Source organism: Hyphomicrobium sp. LHD-15, from assembly GCF_031157355.1.
GTDB lineage: Bacteria > Pseudomonadota > Alphaproteobacteria > Rhizobiales > Hyphomicrobiaceae > Hyphomicrobium_C.
Window position 1 is genome coordinate 1,190,564 of record NZ_JAVIFT010000001.1, and the last position, 13,265, is coordinate 1,203,828.

The 13,265-nt window shown below is 57.3% G+C and carries 10 protein-coding genes; 5 read left to right on the forward strand and 5 right to left on the reverse strand.

What is annotated here, in order from left to right:
• Positions 1 to 200 precede the first annotated feature (200 nt).
• From RCO24_RS05355 to RCO24_RS05370, 4 genes are all read left to right on the forward strand, one after another.
• Positions 201 to 443 (forward strand): hypothetical protein, encoded by a 243-nt coding sequence (locus RCO24_RS05355; RefSeq protein ID WP_308960425.1) that lies wholly within the window; start codon positions 201 to 203, stop codon positions 441 to 443.
• A gap of 218 nt (positions 444 to 661) precedes the next feature.
• A complete protein-coding gene (locus RCO24_RS05360) occupies positions 662 to 1,084 on the forward strand; it encodes a CopG family transcriptional regulator (RefSeq protein WP_308960427.1) in 423 nt (140 codons plus the stop codon).
• A 72-nt stretch (positions 1,085 to 1,156) separates the two neighbouring features.
• A complete protein-coding gene (locus RCO24_RS05365) occupies positions 1,157 to 2,317 on the forward strand; it encodes a PHB depolymerase family esterase (protein ID WP_308960428.1) in 1,161 nt (386 codons plus the stop codon).
• 396 nt (positions 2,318 to 2,713) lie between these two features.
• Positions 2,714 to 3,220 (forward strand): ferritin-like domain-containing protein, encoded by a 507-nt coding sequence (locus RCO24_RS05370; RefSeq protein ID WP_308960430.1) that lies wholly within the window; start codon positions 2,714 to 2,716, stop codon positions 3,218 to 3,220.
• Between the two features lie 95 nt (positions 3,221 to 3,315).
• On the opposite strand, the gene RCO24_RS05375 is transcribed toward RCO24_RS05370, so the two are convergent.
• The 4 genes from RCO24_RS05375 to RCO24_RS19245 all read right to left on the reverse strand — a co-directional run bounded on the left by RCO24_RS05375 (position 3,316) and on the right by RCO24_RS19245 (position 8,435).
• Positions 3,316 to 4,302: an esterase-like activity of phytase family protein gene (locus tag RCO24_RS05375; RefSeq protein WP_308960432.1), complete on the reverse strand. Its 987-nt coding sequence runs from the start codon at positions 4,300 to 4,302 to the stop codon at positions 3,316 to 3,318.
• Between the two features lie 1,750 nt (positions 4,303 to 6,052).
• Positions 6,053 to 6,616, reverse strand: a complete 564-nt coding sequence (locus RCO24_RS05380) for a recombinase family protein (protein ID WP_308960434.1) — start codon at positions 6,614 to 6,616, stop codon at positions 6,053 to 6,055.
• Between the two features lie 445 nt (positions 6,617 to 7,061).
• A complete protein-coding gene (locus tag RCO24_RS05385; protein ID WP_308960436.1) occupies positions 7,062 to 7,439 on the reverse strand; it encodes a helix-turn-helix domain-containing protein in 378 nt (125 codons plus the stop codon).
• Positions 7,440 to 8,051: 612 nt separating this feature from the next.
• Entirely contained in the window at positions 8,052 to 8,435 is a 384-nt protein-coding gene (locus RCO24_RS19245; RefSeq protein WP_374990911.1) for a helix-turn-helix transcriptional regulator, read from the reverse strand.
• A 483-nt stretch (positions 8,436 to 8,918) separates the two neighbouring features.
• Here RCO24_RS19245 and RCO24_RS05390 point away from each other — a divergent pair, with 483 nt between their 5' ends.
• Positions 8,919 to 9,149, forward strand: a complete 231-nt coding sequence (locus tag RCO24_RS05390) for a helix-turn-helix domain-containing protein (protein ID WP_308960437.1) — start codon at positions 8,919 to 8,921, stop codon at positions 9,147 to 9,149.
• A gap of 385 nt (positions 9,150 to 9,534) precedes the next feature.
• Here the strand turns inward: RCO24_RS05390 and RCO24_RS05395 are convergent, their stop codons facing one another.
• Entirely contained in the window at positions 9,535 to 13,263 is a 3,729-nt protein-coding gene (locus RCO24_RS05395) for an SNF2-related protein (protein WP_308960438.1), read from the reverse strand.
• Positions 13,264 to 13,265: the final 2 nt, after the last annotated feature.

Sequence of the window (13,265 nt, forward strand, 5' to 3'; positions counted from 1 at the left end):
GCGTTATGATCGACTAAAAAGGCCCTGGCGGCGTAGCGACGACAGCCAGAGTGCTGCGAGTTGACGGCCATTGAAGCGGCGCTGCTGGCAAAAGAACAGACTCGGAAAATACCTACTTGAGGTGGAAGCACGCTAGTTACGTAAATAAAGAGGAACCCTCCTGGGTGTGGGCCGTTTCTTTCACAACCTAGGAGGCTACAATGGCATATACCGATCCGAATACAGGTGCTACCCGCGATAAGTACGGCAACGAGGTCGCTCGCGACCCGACAGGCACTGCAAGGCCGGGCACCAACTACATGGCGTGGGCGATTGGCGTTGCAGTAGCTGCTGCGATTGTGTTCGCCGTCATGATCAACTCGACGGACCAATCGTCGGTGCGCACCAACTCGCCGGATGGTCCGATCGTCACCCAGCCAGTCGCACCAAAGACCACCCCGTAAACGCCATTACCGACACGACGACAGAGCCCGCGAGCCAGTTTTAGGTTCGCGGGCTTTTCTATGAGCGTGTCACAAGCCCGACCAAACTTCGCCAAAACATTTTCCGAGCCTGTTTGAACGCACATCTGCACATCATCTCTGCGAAATCCGACAAGTCTTGAAAACAACACACCAAACTACCAGTTACCATCCAGCTGGATGGTACTCGGATGGTGAAGATGCCCAAGAGCAATGTGAATGAGTTGCCTTCTAAAGGGCCTGACTTCGAGAAGATCACCATCAACCTCGGATATGTCGATCTTGGCCAGATCGATCTGATGGTGAGTGAAGGGTTCTATTCCAACAGGACGGACTTCATCCGCACCGCTATCCGCAATCATCTCGACCGTCACGCTGATGTCGTCAAGCGGACGGTGACGCGCAACACTCTCGACTTGGGCCTCCGTCACTATTCGCGCGAGGACCTCGAAAAGGCTTTGGCTTCGGGCGAACAGCTTAACATCCGCGTGCTCGGTCTTCTAACCATAGCGCCCGACGTAACAGCAAAGCTGGCGCGAGCAACAATTGCGTCTCTGACGGTGCTCGGTGCGCTGCACGCCAGCGTAGAGGTCAAGAAAGCGCTCTCCGAGCGCATGAAATAGCGGTCCACACGCTACTCTAATTATTTCGCAGCAGATTTGTCGGCAACTCCCGGCGCAACAGGATCCCCAAGCATGAAACATCTTGATCGCGCGCAAATGTTGGAGGCGACACGCCTTACTCAGGCCGGGCGGCTCACAGAAGCGACCGTGCTCCTGCAGCGGGCACTTGGAGGCGACACCGGCGCCGCTTCCCCAGCACCCAATACCTATTCGATGCGGTCCGTCCCGCTGATCGCCGGAGCAGCGATCGTTTCCGAGCCGGCATCCGCTCTTGCTCCGATCCCATTGGCACGAGCAAGTGTGTCGACGCCGCTCGACTGGAAGGCGAATCTTCCGGGACGCCTAGGCCAGCGTGTGCAGCCCAGCGATATTGCGCCGAGCGCCGGGCGCTATCTTAGCGGATCATACTCGAATGCTGCCGGCAGCCGTTCGTACAAACTATACATCCCGAGCCGGCAAGACGACCTGCCCCGCCCGCTGATTGTGATGCTACATGGCTGCACGCAATCCGCGGATGACTTCGCAGCAGGCACGCGGATGAACTTTGCTGCGGAGCAGTTCGGGTGTTTCGTCGTCTACCCCGAGCAGCCTCAAGCCGCCAACGCCTCGAAGTGTTGGAACTGGTTTCGCGCTGGTGACCAGACGCGTGACCAGGGCGAGCCAGCGTTAATTGCCGGCATAACCCAGCAGATCACGAAGGACCACAACCTCGATCCAAGCCGCGTGTACGTGGCTGGACTGTCCGCTGGCGGCGCCGCCGCAGCTATTATGGGGGAGGCCTATCCCGAGCTCTATGCGGCGGTCGGCGTGCATTCCGGCCTCGCCTGCGGTTCGGCTCAAGATCTGCCATCGGCTTTCAAGGCCATGCGCGGCCCGGCAATGCCGCAGAGCGTTGATGGCGTCCGCGCAATGGTGCCAAAGCCAACGATCGTTTTTCACGGCGATCAAGATTCAACCGTGCATCCGTCCAATGGCTCGCAAGTGATCATGCGCGCGAACGGTGATGCAAAATTGAGAGCCGCTACTGCGCGTAAGACAGCAAAATCCGGACATCGTTACTCGCACACCGTACAGCACGACGCCGAGGGCCGCAGCATCCTCGAGCTTTGGGAGCTTCACGGAGCAGACCATGCCTGGTCTGGTGGGAGCCCTGCCGGCTCGTTCACGAACCCGAACGGTCCCGATGCAACGCAAGAGATGTTGCGTTTCTTTCTGAAGCACCAACATAAGTGAAACGGACGGACCACCGGCTCAGCTTGCATCGCTTCATCGGAGAGACTGTCCTCGTTTGGCACGCCGAGGTCGTTTTGAAAGGCGATGCCTAAGCGTCACCTCCTCTCCCACGATCGACGTCCCCAATCAGCGCTTAACGCTGCTGGCCGCCCTGCTGACCACCACCCTGCTCATTGCCCCTGTCGCGATTGTGGTCGTTATTCGACTTCATTCTTCAGCATTCAACTCTCCCCAGTTGCGTCGGGTCACGCCGCCGCGTGATTTGCGTTCAAATAATCCGCCGCATCTGATCACTGTCCCGCGACCGACTAGACTTCAACTGGCTCCGTTATTTCGTAAGACACGGAACTTGCCGGGGCTCCGGCATCTTTCTACTGATCAACGCTGGAGGACGCCATGGCTAAGGCTAAAGAACCGAAGATGCTGGACGACCTGTTCCACGACACGCTCAAGGACATCTACTACGCAGAGAAAAAGATACTGAGCACGCTGCCAAAAATGGCAAAGGCGGCGCAGGATAAGCAGCTGCGCGCTGCTTTCGAGAAACACCACCGGGAGACCGAAGGTCAGATCGAGCGCCTTGAGCAGGTGTTCGAGGATATCGGCAAGAAGCCCCAGGGCAAAACCTGCGCCGCAATCGTCGGTATTACAGAAGAGGGCGCAGAAATCATGTCAGAGTACAAAGGCTCGCCCGCCCTAGACGCGGGCCTGCTCGCCGCTGCGCAGGCTGTCGAGCACTACGAAATTGCCCGGTACGGCACGCTGATCGCATGGGCGGAAGAGCTTGGGCACTCGGGAGCAGTCCGGCTGTTGAAGCAAACGCTCGCCGAAGAGGAAAAAACCGACGAAGCTTTGACGCAGCTTGCGAAGACCGCGGTCAACCAGGAAGCGCAGGCTGCCTGAACGCCCTTGAACGTAGAAGGCCCGCGGCACACTCCGCGGGCCTTCCATTCTACCTACCGTTCAGAGACATTGCGACGTGTTGCCCTTTTTTGAGGTCAAAACAACTGGTCGACGCTTCCGAAGCGTAGCAGCAGCGTCGCGCGTTCGTTGTCGTTGTCCGTCACCGCGTAAATGTTGCCATCGACGGCCAATGCCAAGCCTTCGACCTCTTTCTCGACCTTTCTGCCCGAAGAGATGAAAAGTTGGACAAGATCAAGCGCGCGGCGTTTGACCAGGAGGGGCGGAGTCTCGTCGGGTGCGGCCCCGGCCTCAGGTGCGAGTTCGAACGTCGTGATCCATTTGATGGAACGCTTTCCGCCTTTGCCGTCCCTCTCGATCGCCGCGAAAGTCCGGTCGCGGAGGTGGAGGACCTCACTCAAGCCCGTAAGCTCACCCGAGCCTGTTCGGTCGAGTGGGTAGAAGGAAAACCGCCAAGTTTCATTTGCGGCGTCGACCACCCCGATGCGTGTGTATTCGGGAGGATCGCCAACGAGCGGGGCCTGAAACACCACCACGAGGTGCCCATTATCTGCCGTCCGTTCGAGGGTAACGCCTTCAATCCCCTTTCTGCCCATCCTCGGCGCAAGAGACGCCGGCAAACTAATGCTTCGCAAGATTTGGCCTGCAGAGTCGACCTCGATCAACCTGTTGGGGGGCGCGTTCCCCGCGCTGCCTTCCGACGCTAGCCAAAAGCCACCGTCTTGCTTGGCCACGATTCCTTCCGGATCGATCGCGTCGTCACCGCGACCGTTTACGTTGATCTGGCGGACAACTTTCACAGAATCCGGCGAGAGCTGAATCTCGACGATGCGAATGGGTCGCGAATCTTGATCGGTCACCGCGTACAAGCGCTGCGGATCCGTCGGATGAGCCGTCAGACCTGAGAGCGTACCCCAAGCTGGCCCATCACCGGGTTCGATTTCCAAAATGGCGCCCTGCGCCGAAGGAATGTCCCACCTACTGTCTGCCGCAGTGGTGCTGACCAAGACAGCCAATGCGCTTCTGCACAGCGACGCAAGAGCCGCTGCAATGTTCTCGAACATCGATTAACCTCTAACCGATCGGCGTGCTCATCAGCTGCCATCTTCGTTCATTGTTAGATCAATTCACGCTAAGGGAGCCAGCCCGGTGCGCAGGGTGACTTACTGAGGCTCCTATACACTTGCGGCCCGTGAACAATTGACTAGCTGCCCGATGGCCGGCGCTTGCGTGGCCACAACCACATCAGCTTCCGGTTTCTCGGTTCGTGGAGTACGCGAGCAGTTTCTGTTGTAGCGAGATTGGCGTCCACTGAACGGGTGCGTCCTTGCCAATCGCGCCTTGCCCCACGGCCGGCGCTTGCGGGGCCGCATCAACATCAGCTTTCAATTGCTCCAGGTTCTTCGAGTACGCGCGTAGTTTCTGTTGCAGTGAGATTGGCGCCCACTGAAAGACTGCGCCCATCCCAAACGAGTCGCTTCCCATCATGGCCTCCCTAAAGGTTGTGGTCTTCTAATTGGAGCCTTGGTCGACGAAAAACAGCCCCGACCGCGAAGGCCAGGGCTGTATTCAGCGCTAGTTGCAGTACGTACGTCCGCGACGCCGGTAGCAATCACGGTCGTCATTTAGTGCATCCGCTGCCACTGCGCCCAGAATTCCGAGCGCGATCCATTTGCCATTCACGTAATGGCCACGGCCGCGGTGTCCCCTATGGTGGTGCTGAGAGTAATGGTTGCCACCTTTGAAGTGATCTCCGCGGTGCCGTCTATCCGCCTGAGCGGCGGGAATGGATGTTGCGAATGCTAGGGCGCCGACAAGCGCCATCGTTGCAATATTCTTGCTCATGATCTGCTCCGATTTTTGGGGGGATTGCCTAGGTCTCTGATCGAGACCGATCGTGCGGCCTTACCAAACAAACGAGCCTGGGCACACAAAGTTCCGGTAAAACGTCGGGCAATGACCCTAAGCATAAAAAGCAAAAGGTGAGGCCGGGTCCTTCGCTTTATCGCGCGAGGGCGCCGAATTCGAGGCGCAGCTTCGTGAGCCATGCAGTCGCCGAGTGAAAGGCGCACAGTCGTACACTAATCGCGGTTTTGCAACGGAACGTTGCAGCTCCATCGCCGTTCGATTCACACGGGGCATTCGGGACGCGGCACAGAATGTGCCTCGGTAAGGAATACGGATCGGTCACGGAAGGGCTAGTCCTAGTCGCGACCATTGTCGTCTGGGAATACCTTATCGACTTGCTTCAGTACCGGTTTCCCCGCCTGCGGCCGATTTTGAGCGCGCCACCCTTGTCGGTAATTGAAAACGGTAAGGCTGTTCGAGCCAATCTCGCGCGCGAGATGCTCACAGAAGACGAGTTGCGCTCGCAGCTGCGGCGAAAAGGAGGTGCTCTCCTTCGAGGAGGTGAGGTTGGCACCGCTCGAAGGCGACGGACGCCTCAGCGTCATCAAGATCCGTTCGTCGTGAAGGGAAAAGCGCGACGGCTTGCGCTTCGGGCCGCTCTGCGCCTCACAGGGTAAAGTCTCTGGAAATCCCGAACTGGCAACCCCTATCACCAAAACCTACTAAGGGGCCGCCATAGCCGCGGTTGCCGCCGCAACGGAGACCGTCAGTTTCACCTAATCGCTCGGCATCCACACCGTTGAGTCAGATCGCCGTGAATGTCTGCATTTGGCCTTAGCAGAATCCCACGTGATGGCCGCTTAGTGAGGCACTACGGTCGCGGAACTGTGCTGGAAAATGGCTGAGGCTTCTCAGAGTATCGACGTCCGCTAACTCGGCAAAGCAGACTTTCCACCGCCCCAACCTCTAGCTGCCTACCTTTCGACGATATGAAATCGCTCGGCGTAGAGTTGATGGAGACACGTCGAGGTCCTTTGCGATCGTCGATAGCGGTCGACGCTTAGCATGCAACATCGCGGCATCTATCTTCGCAGTATCGAGCTTTGGCGGACGACCGAGGGGTGATCCTCTGGCGCGCGCTGCAGCCATTCCAGCTTTGGTTCGCTCTCCGATTAGCGAACGCTCAAACTCGGCCAGAGCACCCAGCATGTGAAACTGAAGCCTACCTCCGGCCGTGCGCGTGTCGATCGCGTCGGACAGCGACTTGAAGCTCACCTGCTTGTTTTCAAGCTCCGCAATGAGCGAGATGAGATGCGATAGGCTGCGACCCAGTCTATCAAGCTTCCAGGTCACCAGTGTGTCACCAGACTTCAAAAGCGCGATTGCTTGGTCGAGAGCTGGCCTGCTCGTCAGCGCACCTGAGAAGCCCGTGTCACTAAATATCTGCTCGCATCCCGCTTGCTCTAGCGCATCTATCTGCAGGTCTAAACTCTGCTCACCTGTCGACACACGAGCGTAGCCAACTAGCATTTTTCTATCCCTGCCGGCGTTTGGCCTTCGCTCTGGACGACGATGAGCACTCGAACGACAAGGCAGTGGCAAAGTATCAAAAGGGGTCCTTTTTGCTCGTTACTCTGGAGCGACCCATCTGGAGATGGGATCCGCGCAACGACGAGCCTACGTCACGCTAACCATCACGCAAGGCCGCTGCGCAATAAAGCACCCTTTATGAGTTCGTCAGTTTCCGCGTCAAAAATCAAACTACCGGCATTCCTATCGGCCATCGAAACGGCCGTTCATTTGGGACTTACGGCCGCCGATATGGAAAAGATGCGGAGGGAGTCAAAAGGACCAAAATACTATCGGTTGGACGTCAACGGGCGCGGCAAAGGCAAAATCCTTTACCGACTAGATGAGGTGGAAACCTGGCATCGCCAGCAGCGCGCCGTGATTGACAATTCACAAAGTTCGCAAATCACGTCACCGACGGTCGATGAAGCTTGGCTAACCATTCTTCGACATCAGCCAGCCTGTAAATAACTTTCGCACGTCCCGCATTTCCCAAACGGAAATACTCTGGACCTCTTTTCTCCAAACGCATTTTTTCGAGCGTTTTTGGAGACAGTCGCAACATGTGCGCTACCTCTATGGAGGTTAGAAAAACAGGGACGTTTGCAGGACTACCCCGGTCGCTTGGCTTGTCCTGCGAACCTCCTCCACCACCACTTGGGGCAGATGGACCTGCGGCCATGGCCTCGAAGCAGCCGTCGGCATCTTCGTAGGAACCAGGAAAGAACCTACCGCCAAGCGGGTATTTCGCAGCCGTGTGCCGAACGCAATTTTCGAAGTCCATAATTACGAGCGACCGCAGATAAAGAGGATCCTACGTGGCACAGGCGAGTAACCTTGGTCAGATACCCGCGAACCTTACTATTGGCTACCCTCTCGCCTACTGCAAGGGCGTGTCTCAAACAATTTCGACTATCTAGTGAGGAAGGGGCTGGTGGAGAGGGCTGGATTCGAACCTGCGCATTCGTACTGCCAGCTACGTTAGCCTGCTCGCTTCTACGCGGGCGCCCCGTAGGGGACTCGAACCCCTAAATGCTACGCTGCTTTACGAGCGACTGCGCCGCGCTACGATGGTGGAGCCAAGCGGGATCGAACCCCAGAAAGTCCACGAAGCTCAACGTAGCGCTACTAGGCAAGACTGGCCGCATCTCTTACGTGTTCCCCCGCATTGGTACGGACTTCTACGGTTCGACTCCTACCCACGGAGCCAGCGAACCTCTGCGCACGCTGACGCGTTGAGCTCGGCCTCCGCCGTGACAGGGCGGCGCTTTGGCGCGTAGAGGTTGCCAGCTAAACCCTCCACTTTCCCATGCTGCGGCCCACCTGCGCTCTGGCACACAGAGCGGGGACCCGAGATTGCAACTCTCAGTCTCCGCTCCGGGACTTATTCGGTGCCTCAGTTAGCTCTCGCATTATGAGTTAAAAGGGCGTCGATCCAGCTATCTTCCTCCTCGCTCCCAGGCCGCTCCCGATCGTGTTGGGCAGTCTGCGACGTTCCGCATTTCGATGTAGGGACGACCTTAACATGTGTTTTGTCCGCCAACCATTCGAGGATACCGGAGAGCCGATATACGACCTTAGCATTTTGGTCGTTCCCCATTCTCGTGAATGGAGGTCCCTTTCCATTGCGACGCTTCGCTTCCAATGTTCTTGCTGACAATCTAAGGAACTCTGCGGCCTCTTTCGTGGTCAAAAACACAAACTCGAACTCTTTATTGCGCGTCATGAAGCCTCGCGGTTTTTGCCGATCACCCTTCTTTATTTGATCAGCTTTTGTCATTGCTCAACTCAAAATTTTGAGCTGGCGGGGCTAGGAGTAGATGGGAGTGGCTAAGCAGGTATCACTATTTTGTGAGCTTCGAATTGCTTCGTGCGAATTGGCAGGAATGATGTTTCGCAGTGCGTGTTGCAGATCTCACATTTCGTCGACCGCGATCCAGAGCATGTTTTTGCATGACAGCAAGAACGGGCTGTCAATTTCACTGCTGGTGAGGTGCTAGCGGGTAGCTACGGGGTCTTAAAGAGGGTCTAGGAAATAGATGTTTGGCGCTGCGCGCGTCCCTGCCACAATGGATGCATGACACACCGAACCAAGGCTTTGCCGACCACGCGGCGCTCTATGAAGTCGCTTGCTACACTAAGGCCGCCGAGCAGAAGCAGCTCGCACGAGCCGCCATCGATAGACTGTCGGGCCAACCCTATGGCATCAAACTCTACTCATCTCCCCGCTTCGACAGCACCTCGGACTTGGAGACCAGACACTATGGCTGCAAGCGACGCCTATCCTCACAATGAGCAACTTCTCACCACAAAGGAGGCTGCGCGCTACCTGAGGCTGTCGTCCCGAACGCTCGAGGGGTTCCGTGTGCGCGGGATAGGACCCCGCTTCATCAAAGCGGGATCAGGTCTCCGCTCGCGCGTTCTCTATCACCCTGCAGACATCCGCGCATGGTTGGAGCGGCGGTTTTCGTCGACGTCGGAATATGGGGTGTGAAACGGAGTACACCTTCGACGCCAGATAACCTGATCTGCCCCCCGGAGGAATGCTGAAAAGACTGGCGTCGAGAGCTCACGACCGAGCAACGACCAGTTGAGCGGCGGATACGTCCGCCTCGACGAATTCGAACAGGCGCCTGAAACATTGGAAATGAGCAGTTGCCTTGCCCCCGAAGATGCTCGCTCGTAACTGGCGTCCGTTCTGGTGATGGTCCGTCTCAGGCCTCCTTGCAAACTCGTTCGGCGTGAGCCCGTCGAGGCTTGTGTGTGGTCGCTCTCCGTTGTAGTCCGACTGCGAGTCGGACCGCCCCGCGGGCGTGAGCCAAGCGGTGTAGCTTGGTGTCGTTCGGGAGCGGCGGTTGTTGGCAAGTGGGGCGGCGCACTTAAGAAACTCGCTCTTCAGCGAGCTTGGCTAAAACATCAAGCCGTCCTATTGGATGCTCATCGAGCAATCGCGCGATGCCGTCTTGCTCGATGAGCTGAACATTACTCGCACGCGCCCTATCGTGGGCCCGCAGATTGAAGCGCTGGTTTGTCATACCAATGCGCCGAAAGCGTACCGCTGGATACTTTTCTTCATAAATTGCGGTGCCACCAACCACATCTCTAACGGCCTCCCAACCAAGCTGCTTGTCCGTTGACGACGACGTCTTGCACTGGATGAGGATGCCCTCTTGGCCCCGAATGCCCACAACATCAACGCCTGCATCTGACTGCTGGGTCAGTTGGCACCGATAGCCTTGTTTTTGCCAAAGGGCGGCCGCGAGCGCCTCAAAGAAGCCGGGCGCACTGCGCTCAACAAGATCAAGTGTAACGGGATCATTGCGGAGCGTCCTCTCTGCATCGGGGGCAATATCACGCAAATCAAAATCCGCGAGAGAGACTGCACCGGCTCCTTCGAGCATGTCCCCGGCCAGTTCCCTCTTGAGTTCGAGGAGCTCATCCAATTTAACGTCGAAAGTTTTGAAATCGGACGCCCGCGTGAGCGGGCAATAGACGGTGACATCCTTCTTTTGTCCGATGCGATAGGCGCGGTCCGTTGCCTGATCCTCTTTGGCCGGATTCCAATGGCGTAGATAGTGGATCACATGGTTGGCTTCTTGAATATTGACACCATAGCCGACTGCTAAAGGCGATAGGATCAGCACACCAAACCCAGGAACGCTCTGGAATTTCGTGATAATTTTCTCGCGGCTTCTTTGGGATTTGGCCGAGACGGCGGTATCGCCATTGACAATGGCCGGCACAATCTTGAACTCGGCCCGAACGTAATGTTGCAGCAAACGCTGCACGTCCCGGTGCTCGGCAAAAACAAGTGCCTTTTCACCCTTGGCCTTGATGTCATGCAATGTTCGCAAGAGCCAGTCCATCTTGGGCGCCTTGCGGCGGTAGATTGCAAGGTCTTCGGGAACGAATGTCTCGATCCCATAATGGCGTGGATCAGCGCAGATGAGGCGGAGATGTTGAAGCAGCCCGAGATGGTGCAAAGCCGCCTGGCCCTCAGCATCAGACTGCCCGTTGAAAAGTTCCAAGGCGCCAGCATAAAGCATGCGCTGTTCGTTCGACATCTCAACGTTGCAAACAGCCTTGATCTTTTTCTTCAAGTTCGTCGCCACGTCTTTTTTGAGGCGGCGGATGACTTGCGGTTCAATAATACGACGTAACGCCTCAAGCTTTTGAGCTGCGGTATCCGTGCGCGTCTCGATGACACGACCGTACTCGCGACCGAAGGTATTGAGGGCGCCCAGCAAGCCGGGCTGCACCATGTCAAACAGGCACCAGATGTCAGTCAGGCTGTTTTCTACTGGCGTTCCGGTGCAGGCAACGCGGAAACGGACATTGAGCTTTTTTGCTGCCCGGGTCACCATCGTGTTCGGGTTTTTGATCTTCTGGGCTTCGTCGCAGACAAGGATTGACCACTGATCCTGCGCGAATGTGAACTCGAGGTCCCGCAGGGTCTCGTAGGTCGTCAGCACGATCTTGGCATTGCCGCGCCAGCCGGGTTTGAGGAAGCGGACGAGGCCTTCTTTTTGTAGATCGACATCGATGCTGGCGCGTGGGACGCGGAGATCGGCAAGCGCGTCGCCATAGGCAGTCAGGACAAGTGTTGTGCCTGGCTCAAAATAGCGGACGATCTCTTTCTGCCAATTTTCGAGAAGCGAGACCGGGGCCACGATCATAGCGGCCGGCAGATCAGGATTCTGTTCGAACGCCCAAGTAATGAAGGTCAAGAGCTGCAGCGTTTTGCCGAGGCCCATATCGTCAGCTAACAGGACGCCACGACAATGATCTGGCGAGGCCTTGAAGAGGTGCTGAAGACGGGCAACACCAGAGACTTGGTGCGGATAGAGGCTAACCTCGGCCCGAAGGGCACGGGGGCGTTCCATTTCAGCACCAGTGCCTGCAAGGCGCTGCTCGCGGGTTTCCTGATGATCCAGTTCATCAATATTCGACTTGATGAGCAACGTGAGACGCGATCGGCTTTGAGGTTCCTGCTCCGGCGCGACGGCTTCCGGCGGCGGAGGCTGCTGGATGGCAGCCTCAAACGCCGTGACAGCAGCATCAACCTCATCGAGCGGGAGCTCTGTCGGACATCCCGGCAGCTTCACAGTTGCGCTGCCGTCTTGCTTGGCCTCCGCTATGGCGGTGGCGATATCTGGCAGGCCTTCCGCGCTCAGAGGAAACGTCACGTCTTCTGCTGCGTTGTGCGGACGGAACTTTAGGATGGCGAGGAGATTCTTCTGGAACCATCCTTCCTCATCACTCTTCTTGACGATATAGGCTGAAATAAAAGGCTGCGCATCGCCGATCCCCATGATGCGATCGTAATAAGACGAGAGATCGTAGACGCGATCGTGACGGATAAGAGTGGGGTTGGCACGCGCCGCAAGCGCTGCTTTCAGATCTGCAAGATGGAGAGGCGCATCTCCGTCCAGTTCAAACTCAAACTCCTGCCAGGAAAGAAGCTGTAAGCCATTTTGCAGGCGGTGCTCGAGTGCGGATACGAATGCCTCAATATCCGTTGTGTCGTAAAACATCTTGCGGACGGTGTTGCCGTTGGGGAGGTCAATCTCAATACCGACTTCGCCGGGATAACCCGCGGCGTCGCGCAGGATGATGGGGCGGAATTTCTCAAATTGAATTTCTGCGCGATCTCGCGCGGCCGTGAACTGGTCGATATCTATAACTTTTGCCGCGTCATCGCCGAGCGCGGCAATGGGGTTAAGGAGGAACGCCTCGGCCCTCGCGCCTGCCGCGCGCCGTCCCGGCAAACGTTTGATCTCACGCAAGACCGATCGCACAGGCTCGGTGAACGCGACGTGTACCGCGCCTTGGGCCGTCGGAATGTTTATATGCGGGGGAACGGACTCCCATTGGTCGAAAGCTTCGAGCCAACGCTCGGGGGCTCCCTCAAAACCTGGCTGAATTTCCACCACCGAGGTCTCGCCAAGATGAATCCGGCGAAACTCGATATCGAGCGTTTCAGGCGTGACGACGATGCTGCGCGCGAGGAAGTGATCAAGGACGGCGTCCGCTTCCACGGCCAAACGCCGGATACTGCCCCAGTGCCTGCGTGTCGTGACAGCGTTCCGATCTTGCGGGGGTCGCGCGTCAAATGCCGCAATGTCAGCGAGTAAACGCCAAACCGGCGCAGGCAAAAGGCAAAGAGCACCATCGACGCGTATCATCCCGCCTGTCAGAGCCTGAATGCGGACGGGCCTACCGGTCGCGTCGACCCATCCGCTGATGGCAATGGAGAAATCTGGATCGGTCAAGGAGCCTTGAGATTGAAGGCGTGGAACCAACGGAAGGAATGGCGGCAAAAGAAGGAGCGGGAGGCTGGACGCATAGGCCCGCGACCGGCTCAGCTCATAAACTTGTTCCCATGACATCGCATAGGCAAGATCTTGCTGCGTTGCGAGATCTTCGGTCACAAGCTGGTCGAGAAGGGAGGCGACCTCGGGTGACGACAAGGCGGCGCCTATAACCTCCGGATCGTCACGCATAGACGTTTGGGGCTCCACCTGCAGACCCTCAGATGTCGCCAGCCAGTGAAATTGTGTTTCGCCTTCAGGGGGCGTGCGATCGCGAAAAAGGCTCTGAAGCCTCATGT